General features: G+C 69.8%; 13 protein-coding genes and 1 rRNA gene. 8 read left to right on the top strand and 6 right to left on the bottom strand.

What is annotated here, in order from left to right; translation table 11 throughout:
- A partial coding sequence (locus QHF85_RS46750) for an alpha-amylase family glycosyl hydrolase (RefSeq protein WP_281334020.1) occupies positions 1-2,206 on the top strand: 2,206 nt, incomplete at its 5' end.
- Positions 2,207-2,522: 316 nt separating this feature from the next.
- Here the strand turns inward: QHF85_RS46750 and QHF85_RS46755 are convergent.
- Entirely contained in the window at positions 2,523-3,473 is a 951-nt protein-coding gene (locus QHF85_RS46755) for a DUF72 domain-containing protein (protein ID WP_281334021.1), read from the bottom strand.
- Positions 3,474-3,537: 64 nt separating this feature from the next.
- On the opposite strand from QHF85_RS46755, the gene tssI (QHF85_RS46760) reads away from it, so the two are divergent.
- The 6 genes from tssI (QHF85_RS46760) to QHF85_RS46785 all read left to right on the top strand — a co-directional run bounded on the left by tssI (QHF85_RS46760) (position 3,538) and on the right by QHF85_RS46785 (position 17,311).
- Entirely contained in the window at positions 3,538-5,745 is a 2,208-nt protein-coding gene (tssI, locus tag QHF85_RS46760; RefSeq protein WP_281334022.1) for a type VI secretion system tip protein TssI/VgrG, read from the top strand.
- Positions 5,742-7,880 (top strand): type VI secretion system tip protein TssI/VgrG, encoded by a 2,139-nt coding sequence (tssI, locus tag QHF85_RS46765; RefSeq protein WP_281334023.1) that lies wholly within the window; start codon positions 5,742-5,744, stop codon positions 7,878-7,880. The genes tssI (QHF85_RS46760) and tssI (QHF85_RS46765) overlap by 4 nt, the downstream gene beginning before the upstream one ends.
- Positions 7,881-7,962: 82 nt before the next feature.
- The gene (locus QHF85_RS46770) at positions 7,963-8,358 is read left to right on the top strand and encodes a hypothetical protein (RefSeq protein ID WP_281334024.1); all 396 of its coding nucleotides are present in this window, start codon (positions 7,963-7,965) and stop codon (positions 8,356-8,358) included.
- Entirely contained in the window at positions 8,355-10,895 is a 2,541-nt protein-coding gene (tssI, locus tag QHF85_RS46775; RefSeq protein ID WP_281334025.1) for a type VI secretion system tip protein TssI/VgrG, read from the top strand. Before QHF85_RS46770 ends, tssI (QHF85_RS46775) begins: the two co-directional genes overlap by 4 nt.
- Positions 10,892-13,288: a hypothetical protein gene (locus QHF85_RS46780; protein ID WP_281334026.1), complete on the top strand. Its 2,397-nt coding sequence runs from the start codon at positions 10,892-10,894 to the stop codon at positions 13,286-13,288. Before tssI (QHF85_RS46775) ends, QHF85_RS46780 begins: the two co-directional genes overlap by 4 nt.
- A gap of 3 nt (positions 13,289-13,291) precedes the next feature.
- Complete coding sequence (locus tag QHF85_RS46785; protein ID WP_281334027.1) at positions 13,292-17,311, top strand: DUF6531 domain-containing protein; 4,020 nt, start codon at positions 13,292-13,294, stop codon at positions 17,309-17,311.
- Between the two features lie 9 nt (positions 17,312-17,320).
- Here the strand turns inward: QHF85_RS46785 and QHF85_RS46790 are convergent, their stop codons facing one another.
- A complete protein-coding gene (locus QHF85_RS46790; protein WP_281334028.1) occupies positions 17,321-18,433 on the bottom strand; it encodes a hypothetical protein in 1,113 nt (370 codons plus the stop codon).
- Positions 18,426-19,415, bottom strand: a complete 990-nt coding sequence (locus QHF85_RS46795) for a DUF2169 domain-containing protein (protein ID WP_281334029.1) — start codon at positions 19,413-19,415, stop codon at positions 18,426-18,428. The genes QHF85_RS46790 and QHF85_RS46795 overlap by 8 nt, the downstream gene beginning before the upstream one ends.
- Positions 19,416-19,503: 88 nt before the next feature.
- Here QHF85_RS46795 and QHF85_RS46800 point away from each other — a divergent pair, with 88 nt between their 5' ends.
- Positions 19,504-21,093 (top strand): hypothetical protein, encoded by a 1,590-nt coding sequence (locus QHF85_RS46800; RefSeq protein WP_281334030.1) that lies wholly within the window; start codon positions 19,504-19,506, stop codon positions 21,091-21,093.
- A gap of 14 nt (positions 21,094-21,107) precedes the next feature.
- Here QHF85_RS46800 and QHF85_RS46805 read toward each other — a convergent pair whose 3' ends face one another.
- The 3 genes from QHF85_RS46805 to rrf all read right to left on the bottom strand — a co-directional run.
- Positions 21,108-21,875 carry a peptidylprolyl isomerase gene (locus tag QHF85_RS46805; RefSeq protein ID WP_281334031.1) on the bottom strand — a complete coding sequence of 256 codons (768 nt, stop codon included), beginning with the start codon at positions 21,873-21,875 and terminating at the stop codon, positions 21,108-21,110.
- 54 nt (positions 21,876-21,929) lie between these two features.
- Positions 21,930-23,618: a DUF885 domain-containing protein gene (locus QHF85_RS46810; RefSeq protein ID WP_281334032.1), complete on the bottom strand. Its 1,689-nt coding sequence runs from the start codon at positions 23,616-23,618 to the stop codon at positions 21,930-21,932.
- 70 nt (positions 23,619-23,688) lie between these two features.
- Positions 23,689-23,775: ribosomal RNA gene (gene rrf / locus QHF85_RS46815) — 5S ribosomal RNA — on the bottom strand; the annotation flags it as partial.

Genomic DNA, 23,775 nt, shown 5'->3' on the forward strand with positions numbered 1-23,775 from the left:
CGGCAGCGGCGGCGCGGGCGGCAGCGGCGGCGGCGTGGGCGGCAGCGGCGCGGGCGGCAGCGGCGGCGGCAACGCGCTTTGTGCGACGACCTTCACGTTCGTCCCGCCCTCCGGCGCGACCGCGCCGCGCGTGCCCGGCGAATGGCAAGGCTTCGACCTCGCGACGGCGCCCGCGATGAGCGGCCCCGACGCGAGCGGCGCGTACAAGGCCACGGTCATGCTCCCTCCGGGGCTCCACGCCTACAAGCTCGTGTACCAGGACGCGGGCGGCGGCACGCAATGGATCCTCGATCCGGCCCAGGGCCGCCGCAAATACCTCGGCGGCATCGAGAACAGCGCGGTCAAGGTGCGAGATTGCAACCTCCCCACGCTTTCGGTGAAGACCACGAAGGCCTCGCGCATGGCGCCGGGCCAGGGCGCATTCACGGCCGATCTCGGGTATGTCGACGGCGCCGACGCGAGCGGGGCCGACGCCGCGGGCTTCGAGGCGACGCTGCTCGAAGAGGGCACGAAAAAGCCCCTCGCCGCGCCGATGGTCACGGTCTCGCCCGAGGGGAACGTGCTCGTCTCGCTCGCGGGCCTCGCCGACGGCAAATACCGCGTCACGCTCCGGCCGCGCAGCAAGAGCGGGCGCGTCGGCGAGCCCGTGCACTTGCCCTTCTGGATCGAGGCCGAGCCGTTCTCCTGGAACGACGCGGTCGTCTACATGGTCCTCACCGATCGTTATCGTGACGGCGACCCCTCGAACAATGCCCCGGCGACGCCGGGCGCGGACGCGCGCGGCGACTGGAAGGGCGGCGATCTCGTGGGCCTGCGGCAATCGATCGAGGAGGGCGAGCTCGACAAGCTCGGCATTCGCGCCATCTGGCTCACGCCCTTCCAGACGAACCCCGAGGACGCGTACCTCGCGGCCGACGGCGTGCACAAGGTCACGGGGTATCACGGCTACTGGCCGATGAAGGCGCGCGAGGTCGAGCCGCGCCTCGGCGGCCCGGAGGCGCTGCGGGCGCTCGTGAAGGCCGCGCACGCCCACGGGATCCGCATCCTGCAGGATTACGTGGTGAACCACGTGCACATCGAGCACGAATACTTCAAGTCGCACCCCGAGTGGTTCCGCACGGGCTGCGTCTGCGGCACGGCGAACTGCGACTGGACGGCGAAGGCGCTCGAATGCCTGTTCGCCGATTACATGCCCGACATCAACCACTCGATCCCCGAGGCGAACGCCCAGTTCGTGGACGACGCCGTGTGGTGGCTCGACGAGTTCGATCTCGACGGCCTGCGGGTCGACGCGGTCAAGCACGTCGAGGAGCTCGCGACGAGAAACCTCTCCGTCGAGGTGCGCGAGACGTTCGAGAAGGCCGGGACCCATTACTTCATGATGGGCGAGACGGCGATGGGGTGGAACGACTGCGGCGACCCCTGCAACGACGAGAACTACGGCACGATCGCCCGGTACATCGGCCCCTTCGGCCTCGACGGCCAGTTCGATTTCGTGCTCTACCACGGCGTCTCGTACCGGACGTTCGCGTACGGCGACAAGGGGATGCTGCACGCCGATTACTGGACCCGGCACGGCCTCGAAAAGTGGCCGAAGAGCGCGATCATGACGCCTTACATCGGCAGCCACGACACGCCGCGCTTCGTGTCGCTCGCCGATTACGCGGACGGCGACCGCGGGATCCCGGGCAACCAGTGGGACAACACGGCCGTCGCGCCGTCGGACGCATTGCCCTACGAGCGGATGCGCGTGGCGATGGCGTGGCTGCTCGCGCTGCCAGGCGCGCCGCTCATGTATTACGGCGACGAATATGGCCAGTGGGGCGGAGCGGACCCGAACAACCGGCTCATGTGGCGGCCGGAGAACGGGCTCTCGGCCGAGGAGAAGGCGACGCTCACGTTCGTACGCAAGCTCGGCACGGCGCGACAGGCGATCCCGGCGCTCCGGCGTGGTGATTACGTCTCGCTCGGCGCCACGGAGGACACGCTGGTCATCGGGCGAAAGCTCCCGGGCGCGACCGGCGCGATCGTCGCGCTCACGCGGTCAGGCGCGCCGGCCCCGATGACGGTGGACGCATCCACGCTCGGGTTCGCGTCCGGGACCGTGTTGAAGGACGCCATGGGCGGCCCGAGCGTGACCGTCCCGCCGGGCGGCATGCTGACGCTCACCGTGCCCGCGAAATCGGCGATCGTGCTCTCGCCTTGAGGCGTTTCGCTGGGGCTTTGCCCCAGGCCCCACCGGGGCTATCCGCCCCTGGACCAGGGGCCTGCGCAAGCGCTGGACTCGGGGTCGATGAACTGCGCAATGCGCAGTTCATCGAACGGGCCGATTCAAGACCACGAGCGACGCTGCCAAGCAAGACGGCAGCGCTGACGGTTCAACCGGCGACGCGGCACCACCGGCCTGTGGGAAGAACTGCGCATCGCGCAGTTCTTCCCCAAAGAGTCCAGGGCTGGCCCTGGTTCGGGTCGAGGGGCGAACAGCCCCCGCGGGGCCCGGGGCAGCGCCCCGGCGCGGCGCCTCACGCAGCGAGCGGCGCCCGCGGCTCGGCGATGCGGGCGCCGGCTCTCCGGAGCATCTCCGTCAGATCCACGGCGCTCCGCACGGACCAATCTCGATAGCAGTTGTTCATGATGACGTGGATTTCCCGGGTCTGTCGGGACATCCCCACGATCTTCGGCACCCAGCTCGCGAGCTCGGCCTTTTCGTATTCGTAGGCGAAGCGCTCGGCGGCGGAGGCTGATTTCTTCTCCCACGTCTCGACGTTGCGGCCGTGGAAACGGATGAGCGCGAGGTCGGTCGTCGCCTCCGCGAGTGGCGGAACGGACGAGGCGAAGCCTTGCGGCTCGTCCACGCAGGTATAGACGAGCCCTTGTTCCCGGAGGAATGCGAGCGTCTCGTCCCGGTGCCGCTCGCCGAGCCAGCCGGCGTTCCGGAGCTCGATCGCGAGGCGATGGCCGCGGAAGAGCGCCCGCATCCGCTCGATGCGCCGGAGCGAGGCCGAGGAGAACGTGAACCACACTGGATATTGGAAAAGCACGAAACCGAGCTTGCCGCTCGCCCGGAGCGGCCGGAGGGCCGAGACGAAGCGCCCCGCGAGCTCCTCCAGGAAAACGTCGCCGAGGTCCTGCGGGTAGATGCGTTTTTTTTCGCGGACCTCCCGCGGCAGCGCGTCCCGCATGTCGCGCGGCAGCCCTCGCGGCTCGATGTAATGCTCGCTGAGCGGCGCCACGACCTTGACGTCCATCGTGAATGCCTCGGGCGTGCGCTCGCTCCAGAGCTCTGCGTTCTTCTCGGCGAGCAAGGCGTAATGCGTCGAGTCGACCTCGACGACGGGGAACGACGACGCGTAATACCGCAGCCTGGCCTCGGCGGTCCGGACGCCGGGGGGATAAAATCCCGACGACACGAGCGTCCGCTCGGTCCACGCGGAAATGCCGACCTTCACGAGCGCGGGCATGCGGGGGAGCATGCAGAACCCGAGCCAGCACGGTGGCACTTGTGGTCGTACGCACGCTCTTGTAGCTTTGCACCTCGTGACGATCCAGGACGTCGCCTTCGCTTGCGAGCCGCTCGGCGAGAACGTGGTCCTCTCGCTCGACGGGCGCGAAATCATGGACGACCTCTCGTCGTTCGAGATCGTCCTGGTTGCCGCGGGCGAGGTCGATCTCGAGGCCCTGGTCCGCGCCCCGTGCGTCGTCGTGCTCTCCGACGCCGAGGAGGGCACGGCGCGCGCGATCCAGCTCGTGGTCATGGAGGTGGCCGAGGACGCGGGCCGGGGCCGTGATCGTGTCCTCTCCCTCCGCCTCGCGGATCCGCTCGCCCCGCTCGCGCTCCGGGCGGGATACCGTGTTTTTCAGGACAAAACATCGGAGGAGGTCGTCACGGAGGTCCTCGCGGGCGCGGGCGTGCCGCGCGACTTGATCGTGGCGCGGCTCTCGGGGGAGTACCCGCTGTATCCGCTTTGCACGCAGCACGGCGAGGCCGAGTGGGATTTCGTGCGCCGCTTGCTCGCGCGCGAGGGCATCTCGTTCTGGACCGAGACGGCCGAGGACGGCGCGTGGCGCGTGCTCTTCGGCGACGGCACGGCCTCGCACGAGGGGATCGACGGCGATCCGCGCCTTCCCTTCGCCGGGCCGGGCGCCACGCGCGCGAGGGGCGTGCGCGCGCTCCTCTCGCTCGCGTGGGAGGCGGGGTTGTCCCACGATCGGACGTTCGTCCGTGATTTCGACGTGGATCACCCGGACGTCTACATCGACGGCGAGGCGGGCGAGGGCGCGCTCGAATGGCTGGAGGTTCCGGCCTGCGTGCCCGACGCGCGCGCGGCCGCTGCGCGGGCGCGGCGCAGGCTCGAACAGCTCCGCCGCGACGAGGTGATGGTCACGGCGACGAGCGATTGCATGCGGCTCCGCCCGGGCCGGCGGGTCGAGGTCGCAGGCGGCGGCGCGGATCTTTTTGATCAACACTTTCTCGTCTCGGAGGTCCGTCACACGTTTGCACGGCCGCTCCGCAACGGCGGGAGAGGGTCGCCGTATCGCAATGAGGTCGTCCTCCGGCCCACGCGGGGCGAGGGCGGCGAGGAGCGCCCGCCGCATCGGCCCGCGATCGTGCCGCAGCCACGGATTCATCACGTGGAGAGCGCGGTCGTCACGGGGCCGGCCGGCGAGGAGGTGCACACGGATCCACTCGGGCGCGTAAAAGTCCGGTTTCTCTGGGATCGATCGGGCGTCACGGACGATCGGTCGTCCTCGTGGATCCGCGCGATGCAATGGCCGCTCGGGGGCGCGATGATGATTCCGCGCGTCGGCTTCGAGGTCGCGGTCTCGTACCTCGATGGGCTCGCCGATCGGCCGTTCGTGCTCGGGCGCCTCTACAATGCGACGGCGGTGCATCCGTACGTGCTTCCGTCCGCGCGCGCGGTCACGGCGTTGCAATCGTGGACGAGCCCCGGGGACGGCACGACGCAGGAGATCCGCCTCGGCGACGACGCGGGCGCGGAAGCCTTTTTCGTGCACGCGAGCCGTGATCTCAGTGTGCGCGTGGGCGGCGATTACGAGCAGACGACGGACGGCGACGAGGCGCACGTGGTCGGGCTCGGCCTCGCGGCGCACGTGGCCGGCGCGGAGGACGTGACGATCGGCGGCAGCCAGCATGTCGACGTGGGCAAACCCATTCACGTCGCCGTGGACGGCGCGAACGCCGAGTCGATGGCGTCCGAGACCATCCGCGTGACGGGGAACCGCGTGGTCCTCGCGGGCGGTGGATACGAGGAGTCCGTCGGCGGCGCGTACGTGCTGCAATGCAACCAGTCGAACACGAAGACGACGGGTACGTTCACGCGCATCGTGGGCGGCTCGAAGCTCGTCTCGGCGGGGCTCTCGGTGACGGAGAGCGTGGCGGGCGCGCGGACGTACGTTTGTCGGGGCGCGCGCGTCGTCACCTGCGCCGGGACGTATTCGGAGTCGGTGAAAGGCGGCAAGCGGAGCGCGGCGGGCGCGGTGACGGAGAGCGCCGCGGCCGATCACGGCATCGCGGCGCCCACGGGCAAGCTCGCGTCGGGCGCGGTCGATCTCCGGGCGGGCGGGAAATTCAGCGTGGCGGCGCCGCGGATCACGATCGATGTGTCCGGCGCGCTCACGGCCGGATCCCTTTCGATGGCGGGCGGCGCGCTCCGCGCGACGAGCGGCACGACGTCGATTCAGGGCATGGTCGAGCGGGACCAGGGCGGCGAGGTGGGCGGATGAAGCAGCGCCCGTGGATCGAGCTCGGCGTGCAGGGCGTCTCGTCGCGGTTCGTCGGCCTCGCGTGCACCGTCGACGAGCGCGTGGGGGCGCCGTTCGTCGCGCGCATTCATTGCGAAGTTTCCGAGGACGGCGAGCCGATCTCCGCGGCCCGCCTCGACGTCCTCGGGGAGCGCGCCTGGCTCGTCCTCGGCATTGCCGGGGTGGAGCGGCGCTTCGAGGGAATCGTCGATCGCGTCGAGGATCACGAGGGGCACAGCGAGATCGTGATCGTGGCGCGCGTGGCAGAAGCCGGCGACGGGCGCGAGAATCGCGTCTTCCCGTCGGCGAGCGCCGTCGAGGTCGCGCGGACGATCCTCGAAGCGCACGGGCTTCGCGTCGAGACCCGCGCGCGCCGCGCGCCGCCACGGCGGGCGCAGTGGATCCAGTCGTTCGAGAGTGACCTCGCGTTCGCGACGCGGATCCTCGCGGAGGAAGGTTTGTCGTGGTATGCGGCGACGGACGCGCTCGACGTCGTGCGGATCGCGGACGAGCCGGGCACGTTCGACGACTTCGGGGTGGTGCTGCGATACCACGAGGACGCGGGGCTCGAAGGAGGTCCCTCCTTGCGCGCCGCTCGCCTCGTGCGCCGCGCGGCGAGCGACGTGGCGCGCCTGCGAGGCTACGATTTCGAGCGTCCCGAGCTCGATATCGAGGGCGCGAGCGGGGAAGGATCACTCGAATGGTACGAGGTCTCGCGGGACGCGCGTTCGCCTGCGGAGGCGCGTGAGCTCGCGGCGATCCGGCTCGGTGAAAAGCGGGCGGAGGCCGCCGTCCTCGAAGGCGAGGCGACGGCGCTCGCGGTCGCGGCCGGCTCGATCGTGACCGTCGAAGGCTGCCCCGCCGCTGGGCAGGACGGGCGTTGTCTCGTGCTCGCCGTGACCCACGAGGTGAGCGCGGATCCTTCGAAGGACATCTCCTATCGTGCGCGCTTCCGCGCCGTGCCGACCGCATCGACGCATCGCCCTGCCCGCACACGTCTTCCGCCGCGTGGAGGCGTGGACACGGCGATTGCCGCGGGCCCGTCCGGTCAAGAAATCGCGGTGGACGCGTACGGCCGCACTTCGTTGTTCCTCCGCTGGGCACCGACCGCTTCCGCGCCGGCCCGCGTCGTCGCGCCGGCCCTCGCGGGATCGGCATTTCATCCACGTATCGACTGGGAGCAGGTCGTCGCGTTCTCGGATGCCGCCTGCGAGTCGCCCCTCGTGCTCGGCCGCCTCTACAATGGCGCTGATCCGCCGCCGTTGCGCCTGCCAGCGCAAAAGGTGGAGACACACCTCGGTACGAAGACCACCCCGGCCGGCGAGCACGGTCATTTCATTCGCATCAGCGACGCCAGAGGAGCCGAGCAACTATCGATTCAGTCGTCCGGCGATTATCAAGAGCTCTCCGAGAAGGACAAGGTCTCGGTGGTGCAGGGCCACCTCCGGCGTGTGGTGGGCGGGTCACGCGAGCTGTTCGTCAAGGAAAACCTGAACACGGCCGTGGACGGCGCGCATTCACTCTCGGTCGGCGCCGAGCGCGTGATCACGACGGACGCGGATCACGCCGTGTGGGCGAACACGGAGAGCATTTCGGTCGCCGGAGCGCGCATGTTTTCGGTCGGAGGCGACTCCTTCACGAAGGCGCCGCGGCTCGTGCGGATCGTGGGCGGGGCAAAGACCGAAGCGCCCCTCGAACACCAGAGCGTGCACACGGAAGGCGCGGGGACGCTCGTCGTCGGTGGATCGATGAACACGACCGCCGGGATGTCCGAGGCGATCGCCGTGGGCGGCGCGGCCGTCGTGAAGGTCAGCGGCCCGATGACGGTGACCGCGAATGGATATGGGCTCGATGTGCTGGGCGTGTATGCGGAGAGTTATGCTTCACGCAGTGTGAAGGCGGGCGGCGACGTGGCCGAGTCGTTCGGAACGCTCACGCACGCGGTGAAAGGCAATGCGACGATCGCGGGCGCCGAGGTCGCGATCGAGGCCAAGGCGCAACTCGTCCTCACCGCGGGCGGAATCACGATCAAAATGACACCCGGCACGATCGAGATCCAGGGCGATTTCCAGGGTTCTGTGGCGAGCGTCGAGGGAGGCATGGCTCGTTATGGCTGAAGGAAAAAGCGCGCGGCGCGGTCGCAGCAAGACAAGCCCCCTGCTTGGCCCGGGGCTGCATCCCGGCCGCATCGAGATGGCCATGACGGCGTCCACGGACGGAGACGAACGCGTCTATCGCGTCCGCCTCGCCTCCGGCCGCCACGTGACGGCGCGCCTCGACGGGGCCGTCGCGCCCGATTTCGCCGAGGAATGCTTGCGCGGCGGGCGCACGGTCGTGCTCGTGGACGCGCCGGACGGGCCCCGGATCGCGGGCGCGCTCCAGGTGGCGAGCACGATCGAAAAGGACCCGCGTGGCACGCTCGCACTCGAAGCGAAACACCTGCGCGTGCGGGCCGATCAATCGATCGTGCTCGAAGTCCCGGGCGGCTCCCTCGCCTTCGAGCCGGGCGGCGCGCTTCGCCTCGAAGGGGACAAACTCGTCATCGACATGGCCGCGCTGGTCCGCATTTTCGCGGCCCGGGTGGAGCTGCCGTGACAAACGTCTCCGTCGCGCTCCCCGGGGATCCGCCGCTCCGCCTCGTGCGTGTCGCGGGCAGGGAGCGCCTCGGCGAAATCGGGAGCTACGATCTCGATTTCTCGGGTCCCCCCTCCCCCGTCGTGCTCCCTTCGCACCTGCTGCGCGGGCCGTGCGTGCTGCGCTTCGAGACCGAGGCGGGCGAGCGGGTTTTCGCGGGGATCGTGACGCGGTTCGTCCTCGTCGCCACCGATCACGGGAGCGAGCGCATCTATCGCGCCACCGTGCGCCCGCGCCTCGCCTTGCTCGAATTTCGCCGGTTTCCACGCGTGATCCGCGACCGCAGCGCGCCCGACATCCTCGCCGATCTCGGGCGAGCCGCGGGATACGAGCGCATCGATGTGCGGCTCGCGGAGACGTATCCGCCGCTCGATTGGTCGATTCAATACGACGAGACCGACGCGACGTTCGCGCGCCGCCTCTGCGAGGAGCACGGGCTGTTCCTTCGATTCGAGGAGGCAGACGGCGCCGAGGTGCTCGTGATCGAGGACGACTCGACGCGCGCCAGCGACGCCTACCCCGAGCCCATTGCCATCGTCACGCGCGGGGCGGCGAGCGAGACGCGTCCGTTCGTCACGCCCGTCGTCGCCGCGCGGCAGCGCCGCCCGGGAAAGGTCACGTTGCGCGATTACGATCCGGAGCGGCCCGAGCTCGAGCTCGAAGGCGTGGCCGCGGCCGGTTCGAGCTTCGAGCGAGGGACGAACGTTCATGACGCCCCGGGCGGGTTTCGCTCGGCGGAGGCCGGGGAGCGGGCCTCGAAGCGGCGGCTCGAATCTCTGCGCGCGGACGCGACGACGCTCGTGTTTCGAACCAACGCTTTGGCGCTCGCGCCCGGGCGCTCGGTCACGCTCGTCGAATCGGATCGCTCCTTCGGTCGCGCGCGCGCCGCCGGCGCGTGGTTCATCGTGGCGAGCTCGATTGCATGGAGCGCCGACGAACCCGTGCTCGAAGCCCGGGTGGAGGCGATCCCGAAGGACGTTGCCTTCCGATTGCCACGCGTCACGCCGAAGCCGCGCATCGACGGCGTGCAATCGGCGATCGTCACGGGCGAGCCGGGTCAGGAGATCGACACCGACGCGCTCGGCCGCGTCCACGTCGCATTCCACTGGGATGTGCGTGGCCCCAAGGATCAGCGGAGCAGCGTCCCCGTACGCGTGACGCAGCCCGAGGCGCCGGCGGGATTCGTCCTGCCGCGCGTGGGCTGGGAGGTCTTCGTCGCGTTCGAGGACGGCGATCCCGAGCGCCCGATCGTCCTCGGCCGCTCGTACAATGGCAAGCAGCTTCCGCCGCTGCCGCTGCCCGCGAACAAGACGGCGAGCGTCCTCGCGACCGACAGCTCCCCGGGCGCCGCCGCGCGCACGGCGATCCAGCTCGACGACGCCGCCGGCCGTCAGCACATGCTCTTCTCCGCGCCGTTTGGCCGGGATGATCACGTGGTTGGCGATTCCCGCACGGAGACCCGAAAAAACGAGAATGCCGAGGTCCTCGGCAGCGTGACGTCTTCGATCGGCGCGGACGAGGCGGTGAGCGTGCACCTCGGCTGGTCTGCGTCGTACGGATCGCGCACGGTGACGGTGGGCGCGGCGCAAAAGCAGACCGCGGGCGGGAGCTTCGTCACACAGGTCCAGGGAATGGAAGCCGTCTCCGTGGGCGGCCTTCTCGCCGAGAAGGTGGGCAGCCCCGTGAAGGGCGCCGCGAATCTCTTGTTTTCCACGGCGCTCGCGGGCGTGGGCTCGCGCGGCGCCGCGGGCGCGATCGTGGCGGCGGGGCTCGGCGTGGGGCGCGCCGCAATCGAAGGATTTTCCGCGCGTGGCGAGGAGGGCGCCGCGGCGGCGGCTGGAATGGGTTTGGCGGGGATGGCTGCCTCGATGGTGCCAGGCGGCGAGGCCATCCTCGCGAGCGTGACAGGGTCGTCAAAGCCAATGCCCTGGGATCACGGGCGTCCGCCGGAGGGCGAGGTCGCAGCGGGCGGAGGCGCGGCGGGCGTGAGCGGGCCGAGCGGCCAGGCGGGGCCAGGGCCGGGGCACCGCGCGACGCTCGTCGAGGGTCCTTATTCGGAAATGGTCGGGGGCGTGTATGCCGTGATGACGCCGGGCGCCGTGTCGTGGGTGACGCTCGGCCCCGCGACGATGCTCGTGAATGGCAGCCACACGACGGAGACGACGAAGGCCGGCATGCGGGTTGCGGGCGCGATGAACGAATCGCTCGGGTCCTTGTCGATCACGAGCGCGAAGAACATCGCCCGCAAGGTGAAGGGCCTCGTCCAGAGTGACGTGAGCGGGCCGCGGGAGGTGCGCGCGGGCGGCGAATATCGCATGACGGCGCAGGCGTCGCTTTCGCTTTCGGTCGGGGGCGGCTTGACGCTCTCGGGCGGGACCGTGACCTTCAAATGCGGCGGGGCCGAGATTTCGGCGTCCGGCGGCGGGGTCTCGATCAAGGCGCCGCGCATTCGAATCACGGGACAATCGCGTGAAGCGGGGAAATTGACGCACAAGTGACGCTCTCGATCGTTGGCCTCGGTCTCTGCTCTCCGGCGGGCGCGCTCGCCCGAGATCACGTTTTTTTCCCGCGGGCGAACGCGCCTCCGCCTGCGCCCGCGCCGTTCGTGCGCGCGGACGGGCGGCCTTTCCAGGTCGGCCACGCGCGGTTCGTCCCGCCAGACCTCGATCTCCCGGACCGGCTCGTCGCGCTCGGCGGCATCGCACTCGAAGAGGCCCGGGGGTCCGAGCGGGGAATGCCTCTCTTCGTTTGCCTGCCTGCTCCGTGCGAGGGCCTCCCCGCGGCCGCGCTCGACGACGTGGCGAGCCGCCTCGCCGCCATGACCGAGTCGTCGCGGGTGGACCGGTTCACGGGCGCGGCGGGTGTGTTCGACGCGCTCGCCCGAATCGAAGCGCACGCATTGCCGGCGGCGGTGCTCGTCGGCGTCGATTCGTTTTTCCACGCGGATCGGGCGGCGGCGCTCGCCGCGCGGCCTCCCGGCCCCTTCGAGCCTGCGCGCCTCTGGCCGGCGGAGGGCGCGGGGGCGCTCGTCGTGGTGCGCGGCGTGCGGAGAGGCGCGCACACGATTCTGATGAGCAAGAGCGTCCTCGGCCGGGGCACCGACGACGATGACGAGCCGGTGGACGCCGTCGCCCTGACAAACCTCCTCGGTGGCCTCCCCGAAGGCGCTCCCCTCCGGGCGGTCTTCGGCCAGGCTCGCGTCGACGCGCTCCGATCGCGGGAATGGGAATGGAGCGCCGCCCGGCAGGCCGCGAAATTCCACCCGGAGGCCTTCGGCGTTTGTCTCGAAGCCGAGATCGGACAGGTCGGCGCGGCGGCCGGCGTGATGGCCCTCGCCCATGCTTTCGCTTCGGTCCGGCACGGGGTTTGTCCGTCCGGCAGCCGCCTCCTCGTCTGGGCCATTTCACGCGACGGCACGCGTGGGATCGCGCTCGGCGTGGGAGGAGATCCGGCGCCGGAGGGCACGTTGCGCCCGCTCGAGGACCGGGTACGCGCGCGGGCTGTACCGCTGGAATCCGTTTTTCAAGACGAACAAGCACCTTCCGGGGGCGTCGATTCCGCCTTCGATGAGGCCTCCTTCGACCCCGACGCGGCCCTCGCGCCGGCGAACGACATCTTGCCCCTCGAACGATCTTTGCCGGAGACGATCACGACGTCGCCGCTCCTCTCGCTCGCTCCCGGAGATCTCCGCCCCGTCTCGAGGGCAGCGTTTTATGCGGAGGTGGTGTCCCATTGCGCGGAGACGCTCGCCATGCTCGGCAAGGCGCGCGAGCGTTCGCCCAGGCTCGGCGTCCGCGACATCGAGGAACGCTTGCTCCGCCAGGTCGACGCGATCGTCGCGTCGGGCGGACGTGCCCTCCTCCACCTCGCCACGGACTGGGCCGAGCACGAGGAGGATCCCTGGCGTTGGTTTGGCGGGACGATCGCGGCCATGGCCTTCGAGGGCGACGAGGCAAGGAGGTTCGTGTCGCGGAGGATCGACGCGCTCCCCGACGACGCCGACGCGCACGCGCGGCTCGTGTCCGAGGCGCTCGCGCTCTCCGAGCACGCGGAGCTCTTTTCGCTCGGGCGGGCCCTCCATTCCTCCGCGCGCCCGATTGCCCGCGCCATTGGCCTCTCTTTCCTCGGGGCCCGCGGGGCGCTCACGGACGACGAGGTGCAGCGGTCGTTCTCGGACCCGTCTCCGCTCGTGCGCGCGGCGGCCCTCGACGCCTGCGTGGCGCGCTCCCCAGCTTCCCAGCGAGCGTTGGTCCCGGCGCTCCGGAGCGCGCTCCTCGTCGAGGACAAAGCGAATGCATTTCGCGCGGCCCGGCAGCTCGCGATCCTCGGCGACGTCGAGGCGCGCCGCGCGTTCGAGGATCCCGCTGTCGCTGCGCGGCTCGGCGCGCTCGTGGGCGAGCTTTACGTGCTCGCAGGTCGGCCCGAGGATGCCGCGGCAGCGGAGACCTTCTTTACGCGACAAACCGCGACCCCGGCCTTGCTCTCGGCGGCGGGTCGGTGGGGCTCACCCGCGGTCTTGCCACGATTGCTGCAATGCCTGGCGGACGAGGATCTCTCTTTTGCCGCGGCGGAAGCGCTCGTCGTCATGCTCGGGCCGGCGCTCGCTCCCGAAGAGATGCGCGACGCCGGGGCCTTCCGGCGCGTGATGGCGTCGATGCGCCTCGATGCTTCCTCACGTGTTCGCCGTGGGCTCCCCTATTCGCCGGTCGTGGTGGCAAACGAATGCGCATCGGGGGAGCTCTCGCGCGGCGATCTCGGCCGCCGCGTGGACGAGCTCCGGGCTCGGCTCGGACGCCCCGAACCCGCGCCCGTCTGGGGGTATGCGGCCGACGTGGAGGCGAGCCTCGCCCCGCTCCTCCGGGCCGCGCGTGATACGAAAGGAAAAGCGTAGGCCATGGCGTCGATCGGTGGAATGAAGATCGCGACGACGGGCAGCGGTCACTATTGCCCGGGGCCGACGCCGGCCGTGAGCCTCGTCCCGCCGACCCCACCTGCGGGACCCGTCACGGCGCCCTTCGCGTACATGTCGCATTCGTCGACGGCGCAGAATGTTTCGAATCACCTGCTCGTCGCGTACAGGCCCGTCCTCACGCAGGGGAGCGTGATGTCGATTCACAAGCCGGGCAACCTCCCGGGCCAGCCCACCGGCGGCGACGTCGTCACGCACATGACCTCGGCCTACAGCGAGGTCTTTTTCGCCAATCAGCACACGGTGCTCGCGGGAGGAAAGCCCGTCGCCTGCACGAACGACATGGTCCGCATGAACGTGCCGATGCAGGGCAGCTTCATCGCGCAGGCCATCGGGAGGCTCATCACGCTGGACAACGTGCTCTGGGCCCAGAACGTGGCAACGCTCGCCGCGAACGCGCAGGTGATCCTCGACCCGATCTCCGTCGTCTCCGGCTCGGTCTTGGATTCGGACGTCGACGTCTCGCTGCCGGGCCCCATCGCCGTCACGTGGACGCGACTTTACGACAGCACGCGCGCATCCGAGCACGGGCCGCTCGGCCACGGCGGATGGACCCATGCGTACGATCAGTGGATCGAGATCGACGGCGAGGAGCTTCGGTTCCGGGACGAGGATGGGTCCACGCTCGTCTTGCAAAATGTATCGCCTGGACAACCGGTCGTTCATCGGCGGAAACGGATCGAGGTTCGGCTCGATGCGCGCGGCGGCGGAGCCTCGGTCGTCTCCCTCGCGACGGGCATTCGCCGCGTGTTTCGCCCGCAAGGAGGCGCGCGGGCCCGGCTCGTGGAGATCACGAATCCAGCGGGGCAGCGAATCCTGCTCGACTACGAGGGCGAGAGGCTCGTGCGGCTCGTGGATACGGCCGGCCGGAAAGTCGAGCTCACGCACGACGAGCGCGGTCATCTCACGCGGATCGCGGTCTTCGCATCGGGGAACGATCGCGGCCCGCTCCAGACCGTGTCGTTCGGCTACGATGCTGGGGGCGAGCTCGTCCGCGTCACGGATCCGCTGGGGAACGACGTCACGTACAACTATGACGAGCGTCGGCGGCTCGTGAAAAAGACGCTGCCCACGGGTCTGTCGTTCCATTACGTTTACGATCCGGAGACCAGCCGGTGCGTCCGCGCCTTCGGGGACGGGGGCATTCACGCAGGCGACGTCGCGTACGACGAGCAGCAGGGGACGACGAGGCTCACGGGGACGCTCTCGCCGCGGGTGTTCTCGTGGCGGCCCAAGGACGGCGCGCTGCTCGGGATCACGACGAACGACGGGACGGCCACGCGGACGTGGGAGATCGACGACGATGGGCTCGTGGTGGCGGAGAAAGACGCCGCCGGGAATGCGAGCCGCTTCGAATACGATGCGCGGGGCAACCTCGTGAAAATCACGGATCCGCGCGGGCGCGTGACGGAGCTCGTGCACGAGGACGATCGGGTGGTGCGGCGCGTGGCGGGCGGACGCGTGACCGAGTACGGATACGATTCGCGCGGGCAGCTCACCTCGGTGAAATACCCGGGGGGCGAGTGGCTCACGCTCGATCATGACGAGCACGGGCGGCTCGTCACGATCGCGGATGCCGCAGGGATCCGGGCGCGGTTCGTCTGGGACGACCGGCACCAATGCATCGAGGAGCACCTCGCGGGTGGACTCGTGCGGAGGTGGAGATACGACGGGCTCGGGCGGCCCATCGCTTGCGTGGATTCGTATGGAAACACGACGCGGCGCGAGCTCGACGCGCTCGGGCGCGTGCTCGAGCACGAGAACCCGGACGGGACCTCGGTGCGGTTCGAGTATGACGCGCTCGGGCGCAGGACGCGCCGCATCGACGAGCTCGGCCGCGTGGCGACGTTCCGGCACGCCGGCGTGGGCTCGGTGGTCGAGGTCCGACACGAGGACGGAAGGGCCTGGACGGTGAGCTACGACTTGCTCGAAAGGCCTCAGCGGATCCAGAACCCGAAAGCGGAGATTTTCGATTTTCGCTACGATCGCCTGGGCCGGGTCACGGAGATGCGCACGTTCGACGGGCGTATCCTGCGCGCGGCCTATGGTCGGAATGGCCTGGTCTCGCGCCTTTCCTTGCCCGACGGCACGTGGCGCGCGTATCGATATGACGAGCTCGACGAGCTCGTGGAGGAGGACACGCCGCACGGCGCGGGCCGAGTCGTGCGGGACGAGGGCGCGCGCAAGGTGACGTACCAGCTCGACGATCCGGCCGGAGACGTTTCGGTCGAATTGCGCTGGGACGAGGCCTTGCGGATCGCGTCGGCGACGCAGAGCGCCGGGACGATCCGCTACGAATACGACGCCCTGCATCGCCGCACCGCCGTGCACCTGCCGGGCGGGAAGGCCACGCGGTACGTGTACGACGAAGCGGGGCACGTGGCGGCGATCGAGCATGGTGGCGAGCGCGTGGACTTCGGGTATGACGCGGCGGGGGCCATGATTGGCTTTCGGTTCGCGCGATCCGGCGTCGAGGCGAGGTTCGCCTTCGACGCGCGCGGGCGCATCACACAGGAATGGGCGGGCAAGGACGGCCGGGCGCTCGTGTCGCGCGCGTACGCGTGGGACGCGTCGTCGCGGCTCACGGGCAAGCGAGATGCGCGCTGGGGTGAAGTGCGTTATCGGCACGACGAGATCGGGCAGCTCGTCGAGGCGGGCGAGGAGCGCTTCGAATACGATGTCGCCGGCTCGATCGAGCCCGCGGGCGCCGGCTGGGACGTGGGGCCGGGCAACGTGCTCCGAAGGACCTCGAACGCGGCGTACACGTACGACGAGGCGAACCGGCGCATCCGCAAGCGGCGGCTCGATACGGGCGAGACGACCGAATATTTCTGGGATTGTCGCGGCAACCTGCGCGAGGTCGTGCGCGGCGACGGGACGCGGATCCTGATGACGTACGATCTCTTCGGCAGGCGCGTGAAAAAAGAGGTCGTCGGGCCGGTCCGCCCCGTCTCGCGCGAGGAGCTTCCTCCCCTGCCCTCGCGCCGCACGGTGGAGTATCTCTGGGACGGCGACCTCCTGCTCGCCGAAATCGACACCGAGCGGGGCGAACGCACGCTCGTGTATCACCCGGACACGATGGTGCCGCTGCTCCAGGGGGAAGGCGACGTCGTATTCGGGGTGCTCGCGGACCACGTCGGCGCGGCGACGGAGCTCGTCGACCGGGCTGGCGCGCTTGTTTTCTCGGGATGTTATTCGGCGTGGGGCGCGCTCGCGCGGAGCGAAGCGACGTCAGGGCCCTCGGGGCGGAAGCTGGCTCCGCTCTTGCGCAGGCTCGGGCATCACCACGACGAGGACGTGGGACTCTCTTACGTGCGGTATCGCTGGTTCGATCCGGAGGTGATGCGCTTCCTGAGCCCCGATCCGCTGGGGCTCGAGGGCGGGACGAACCTCTTCGCGTGGAATGGGAGCCCGGTGATGCACGTGGATCCGCTCGGGCTCGCGTGTGTTCTTCTCGGAAACCCCGCCATCGACAAATTCATCCATGAATGCATGGCGGGCGGGCGACGCGATAACGGTTCGTATCAGGTGTACGTGCACGGAACCGCGGACGCGGTTCACGTGCAGCACGCAAACGGTGCCTGGACCCCGATCTCGCCGCACGAGCTCGGGCAACGCTTGATCATGGCGGGAAACTGGGACAGGAACGTTCCCCTCAAGCTTTTTTCCTGCAATACGGGACGGAGGCCCGACGCCGTCGCGGGGCAGCTCGCGTCGCGTTATCAGGTGCACGTCTTCGCGCCGAGCGAGATCGTGTGGGGGCCGGGGCTCAACATTGCTCCGCCCATCGGGGTCCAGGATTCGAGCCGGCTGGTCCCGCAGCCGGGCGTCAACTATTACCCGGACACGTCGCGCCCCGGAAAATGGAATAGCTGGGCTGCCGGAGGATACGCAAACCCCGACAACCATTACCCCGACCGTCCACCCCGCCCGCCCCCGCCCTGAACGCGGCGCCTACCGGCCCGCACGAATCCGCGCCCCCGCCTCGATCGAGAGGCGCTCCCACGTCGCGCGCACCGCCGGCGCCGCCGCGAAACGCGACTGCCACGCGGCGTCCTCGGCCCGCTTTGCCTCCGGCGACAGGCCATACCGCGCGATGATCCGGAGCGCACCCGGAGGATCGAGCCAGATCTCAGCGCACATCGTGGCGTAGGCCTCGATCGAGAGGTGCGTGGCGGGCGCGCTCGGGGTTTTCTTGACGAACGGGAGCACGGCGGAGAGGTTGATCGGGAGCGCGAGCGAGGTCTCGGCGAGCGAGATCGGCGCCGGAGGGGCCACGACGGGCGGTTTGTCCACGGCGGGAAATGGCAAGGCCGGTTTGTCCGAAAGGAAAGCCGGCGCCGTGTCGCCGAGCGGGCGCGGCGGTGCGGGTGGCTCAGGCCCGAACGGCAAGACACGAGCGGTGACCTGGAAGGTCAGGGCGGTCTGCGCGAGCGCCTTGGCCGCGAAAGGCAGCGCCGGCTTGTAGAGATGCACCGCCGGTCTCGTCTCGCCGAGCGAGGCCGGCGCGGGGCCTCTCAGCGGCCTCGGCGGGACGGCTTCGGGCGCAGCGGCGACCGGCTTTTTCGCGAACGGCAAAACCGGTTTGTCGATCTGGAACGCCATTTTCGTCTCGCCGAGGCCATTGGGCGCCGGGCGGAGCACGCTCGGAGGCAGCGCAGGCGGCGGCGCGTTCGTCGGGGGCGCGACGAAAGGCAAGGCCGGGCGATCCACGACGAAGCCGAGCGAGGTCGCCGCGAGCGCCACGTTCTCCGGCGCCGATGCGTCCCGCGGCGCCTGGACGGGGAGAGCCGGCCCGACCTGCACGTCGGGGATGTCGCCCATCGGCCGGGCAAGCAGGCCGAGCGCGTCCTTTTGCAGCGCGCGATCGGCTGACATGCGCTCCTGCCACAAGGCGAGCAAATGAAACACGTCGCCCTCGGCGAGGCCCCGATCGGCGAGGAACACGAGGGGATCCGGCGCGCCGGAGAACGCGCCGAAGAAGGCGAAGAAGGCGCGCATGTCGGTGTCGAGCGGGGGGAGGGCGCGCGCGACGTCCCGCGCAGGGGCCGGCGCCTCGTCACACATCGGCCCGCACCTCGAGCGCGCGGAGCACGCGGCGGCCGCGGCCAGCCGCGAAAGCGACGCGGCCCGAGACCTCCAGGCGGCGCTCGGTCGGCAGGACGATCACCGTGTCGATCGGGACGGGCCGCTCCTCGCGCTCGCCGCCGTCGAAACGGGCATGCACGCGCGCAGCGAGCCGGGGGAGATCGAGCGCGAACGGCACGAGGGACATGCCGAGGATGCGGATCGGATCCCCCGGCGCGAGCATCTCCTCGAAACGAAGCGACGGATGCGCGACGCAGCCGAAGCGCGGATCGTAGTCCGCGGGCAGCATCGGCATGCGTGTCTCCTGCCAGGACGATCCGCACGTGCCGAAGAGCTCGCGGCGCGGCGACCAGTGCGGCGGGATCGCGCCGTACCCCATGGGCGGGTGCCGATCCGAAGCGGTCGTATGAGGCCGCTCGGGATGCTCGATCTGCGGCGCGCGCTTGCCGAGGAGATCAGCGGCGCGACGCGCGACGCCGACGCCCGCGGGGTTCGCGAGCTCGACGACGGCGAGATCGTCGGAGGCGCCGCCGTACGCGTTCTCGTAGGTGATGGGCGCGCGCTCGAACGGTGCCGCGGGGCCGACGGCGACGCCGAGCACGCCGTCGTAGTACACGCGCGGGCCATGCACGCGGAGCGGCGCGAGGCGCTGCTTCACCTGCACCACGACATCCATCACGTTCACGGGCCGCGGCGCGACGGCGTCCCCCACGACGACGACGTCGGTGCCCGGCTTCTCGAGGCCGATGTCACTCGGGAAGAGCAGGCTCGATCGCGGCTCGTCGGGCTCACGCGCGACGTCGCTCGTGCGGACCGGGCTCGGATCCTCGGCGGGTCGGAGCTCGCCGCGCTCGCCCACGACGAAGGTGGCCTTCACGATCGTGACGACCACATCGCGCCCCTCGGGATCGACGAGAGGCACGGGCAGCGCGGCGTATCGGGTCTCGTTGATGAAGCTCATCGCGGCGCCCTGCGACCATCCTACATGAGCACGTCCGCGCCCGGCGCCGTCTTTACGGACCGAAGGGAGAGCAGGTAGACGTTGGAACATGGTCTCGTCGCCCATGTCGCCCCTCGTGGAGGCCGTGCTCGGCGCGCCCGGGCACGAGCCTCCACGGCCGCGGATCGCCTCGGTCTTCGCGACATGGACGCTCGCGGAAGATCCGGAAGTCGCCCGAGAAGCCGCAGCGCTCGCGGATCAGTACCTGCGCAAGCTCTCGCCGCTCGACGTGCTCTGGCTCGAACGACATCGACGCGAGCTCAGGACGATCGATTCGGGCCGCAAGGCCTGGGAGGCGCTGCGGCCCGCGGACCTTGGGCAGTTCGACGCGTTCGGCGCCGCGAGAACGGCGCTCTTTTGCCTGCTCGCGATCCACCCGAGCGGCCACGTGCGGCAGGCGAGCATCGAGCGGCTCGCGAGCATGCGCGACGGGGTGGAGGTGCCGTTCCTGCTCGCGCGGCTGAATGACTGGGTACGGGCCGTGCGCGCGTCAGCGAGAGCCGCGGTGATGGCGCGGATCGAGGAAGCGCAGAAGGGAGATCTCGCGCGAGGTCGGGAGCTGCTCGCGAACCTGCCGCTCTTCGATGGTCTGCGCGCGCTCGGTCGGGACGACCACGCTCCGATCCGCAAGGCCTTCGAGGCGCTGCTCGTGCACCCCGCCTTCGCGCCCGTGCTCGACGAGGGGATGCGATCCCCACGCCGCGACGTGCGGTTCCGGTGCTTCACGAAGGCGCTCGAGCGTCCCGAGGAAGACGCGCGGGGCGTGCTCGCGCAGGCGCTCGCGGATCGAGATGCGTCGATCCGGCTGTGGGCCGCGCGGGCCGCGCTGAAGCGGCTCGCGGGCGACGAGCTCCGGGCCGCGGTGGAGAGGATGCGGCGAGACGCGTCGGCGTCGGTGCGGAACGAGGCGACGTTCGCGCTGGCGAAGAAGATCGAGCCGCCCGATCGCGAGGCGCTCGAGCATGCGCTGCTGGATCCGAGCGCCTCGGTGCGATGGTCGGCGCGCCACTACCTCGCCGAGCGCTGGAAGATCGACGCAAGGCCGTATTACCTGCGGGCGCTCGCCGAACAGGATACGTCGAGGATCGCTGCTGCGATCGCGGGGCTCATCGAGTGCGGCAGCGATCCGGACGACGTTGCGCGAGCGCGAGCGCTCCTCGATCACCCGTCGGCCGCCGTGCGCAAAGCGGCGCTCGTGGCGCTCGCCCGATCCGCTGGAGACATGCACGTCGAGGAGCTCTTCGCTGCACTCGGGGACGAGCGCGCGAGCGTCGCGCGCGAGGCGACTCGGTGCCTGAAGGCGCAGATCGATCGCGTGGAGCTCGGTTGGATCCGGGATCTTCTTCGCAGCGCGCCGCGCCCGCACACGCGGCGCATGGCCGTGCGGCTCGCGACCTACCGTGATCCGAGGCGACACATCGACCTTCTGCTCGAGGCCATGCAGGACCCGGATACGACCGTCGTGGCGGAGGCGAGGAGGAGCCTGCAGAGCTGGCTCGGATGGAGCCGCTCGACCCGGCCCGTGTTCGATCCGGAGGAGCCGGAGCGCATCGAGCACGCCGTCGAGAAGGCCAGACCCGTGCTCGGAAACGCGCTCGCGGGCGCGCTCGTCGAGGTCCTGCGAAACGTGCCGCGGTAGGCGGCGCACACGCGCTAGAGGACGATCTTCGCTTCTTTGATCGCGTCGAGCTTGGGGAAGCCCTCGTCGAGGTAGCCGTACCCTTCGCGCTGGATCTTGCTCGCGTTCGGCCCTTTGCCCTTGGGCGCGAGCTCGCCGTAGCCCTTGTAGAACGAGTCGACGACCTTCATCCCCTCGACGATCTGGCCAAACGGCGCGAAGCCCTGCGTGTCGAGCCGCGCCTGCTTGTCGACGTAGCTGATGAAGATCTGCGTGGTGCGCGTGTCCTTGCCGGCGTGCGCGAACGTGACGAAGCCGCGGCGGTTGCTCTTCACCACGGGATCGTCGGGAAAATACGCGCGGTACCAGGCGCCGTTCACCGCGGGCTCGGGGTGGATGCCGAACTGGACCATGAAGTCGTCGATCGCCCGGTGGAAACGGATGCCGTCGTAGAAGCCGAGCTTCACGAGGTTGTAGAAACGGTCGGCCCCGTTCGGCGCCCACGCGCGGGTCACCTGCACGACGAAGTCCCCCTTCGTGGTGGAGAACTTCACCTTGAAGAGGTCGGGCGCCTTCTCGGTCGCTTTTTCCGGGTGGAAGAGGGGATCGTTGCCGTCGCGGCCACCCGCCGGGGGCGCGGTCGCGGAGGTCGCCGGCGCCGCAGAGGGAGCTGCGGACGCGACGCTCGCGGCGGCGGAGGCGGAAGGAGACGCGTGGGGCGCGGGGGCCTCGTCCCGGGAGCAAGCGGCGAGGACGGCGAAGCTCGCGACGAGGGAAAGGCGGCCGAGGAGGGACCGGCTCATGAGGGGCTAGCTTAACGAAAGCCCCGCGGCGCCGTCACGCGCGCCGGAGCATGCTCACGAAAGAAGGAGCTCGCGCAGCGCGCCGAGGCCGACCGAGCCGACGCCGAGCAGGTCGGCGTGGAACGTTTTGAGGTCGAACGATTTGCCACGGCGCGCGCGGAGCTCGTCGCGCAGGCCGAGGATCTCGCGCTCGCCGACCTTGTAGGCGATCGCCTGTCCGGGCCAGCCGAGGTAACGCGTCATCTCGGAGGTCGCGTGGGCCTGCGGGAGCCGGCCGACGCGCGTGAGCATCTCGACGCCGTAGTCATAATCGATCCGCGCGCCGGGCCGGATCGGGGCGTCGAGCGGAGCCTGCAAGCCGAGGTGCGCGCCGATGTCGAGCACGACGCGGCAAGCGCGCATCATCTGGCAGACGAGCTGACCGAGGACGTACTCCGGTTTGCTCAAGAAACCGAGCTCATCCATGAGCCGCTCGGCGTAGAGCGCCCATCCCTCGGCATACCCGGTCTGGTAATCGCTCATGACGACGCGATGCAGTCGCGAGAGGCGGTGCTGCATGGAGACCTGCATGCTGAGTTGCAGGTGATGTCCGGGAAATCCCTCGTGATAGGCCGTGCTGAGCTCCATGTAGAGCGGGATCTGCTTCTCTTGCTCGCCCCGGGAGTACCAGATGGTGCCGGGCCTGGAGAAATCGTCGGAAGGCGGCATGTAATACGCGCCGATCGTGCTGCCGGGCGGCGCGAGCTTCACGTCGACCCGACGCGCAGGGGCCGGGATGTCGAAATGCACGCCAGCGAGCGCTTCGACAGCGTGCGCCTGCCATGCGGCGACCGTGCGTGCGAGCTCTTCAGCGCTGTGAACGCATCGAGACGGATCCGTCTCGAGCAAGCGGATGACCTCGTCGACCGAAGCGCCAGGCTGGATCTGGGCGGCAACCTCGCGCATGCGGGCGTCGATCTCGCGGATCTGGGCGAAGCCCCAGTCGAACGTCTCGCGTAGATGGATCGAGATACCGAGGAAGTTCCGCGCTCTGCGCGCATACACCTCCTCGCCAACGCCGTCCTCGGCGCGAGCGGCGGGACGATAGGTCTGCTCGATCCACTCCGTCAGCTCGCCATAGGCGCGCCGCGCGTGCTCGATCCCGCGCTCGAGCGCTTCGGCGAGGGCTGGATCGAACGCGGCGCTCTGCGCGAACGCCGGCGTGAGCGTGCGGAAGAAGGAACCTTCCCCCGCGTGCACGCGCCCCTGGGCGACCGCGGCATCGACCTGGCGCAGGGCTGCGGTCTTCCCGCGGCGAAGGCCCGCCTCCAGGGCTCTGCGATAGGACGACGTCGCGCGATCGATCGTCGAGAGGCGGGCGACCATGCTCTCCCAGCCGGCCCGCGAGCTCGTGTCCATGACATCGAGCACCATGCGGATGTGCTGGAAGGGGGAGGCGATATTGTTGAGGTCGACGAGGTGATCGCCCTCCTCGATTCGCTCGAGCTCGACGTCCAGGAAGTCGCGCATGACCCGCGCGGCGATCCGGTCCTCGGTTCGCTCGGGCGTGGGAAGCGCCTCGAGTTGCCGGCGGTACCTCGACAGCATCGCCGCCGTGGACTCCGCGCCTTCGGGCCCGAAGTCGTCCCAGGCGTGGTCATGCCCTCGAACGCCCCAGAAGGTGGCCGAAGTAGGACGCTGGATGGCGACGTCTTCGAGGAGCGCGTCGCTGAGGGCGAACAGAGGACCAGAGCTGTTGTTCATGGCGGGTGAACGTCGAGATGATGGAAAAGAAAAAAGCCTGCAAACTTTCGTTTGCAGGCTTTAGAAAAAGACCCGGCGGCGTCCTACTCTCCCACTGAGTCACCCCAGCAGTACCATCGGCTCCAAGGAGCTTAACTTCCGAGTTCGGGATGGGATC

The sequence above is a fragment of the Polyangium sp. 6x1 genome (genome assembly GCF_029946515.1).
Classification (GTDB): Bacteria; Myxococcota_A; Polyangia; order Polyangiales; family Polyangiaceae; genus Polyangium.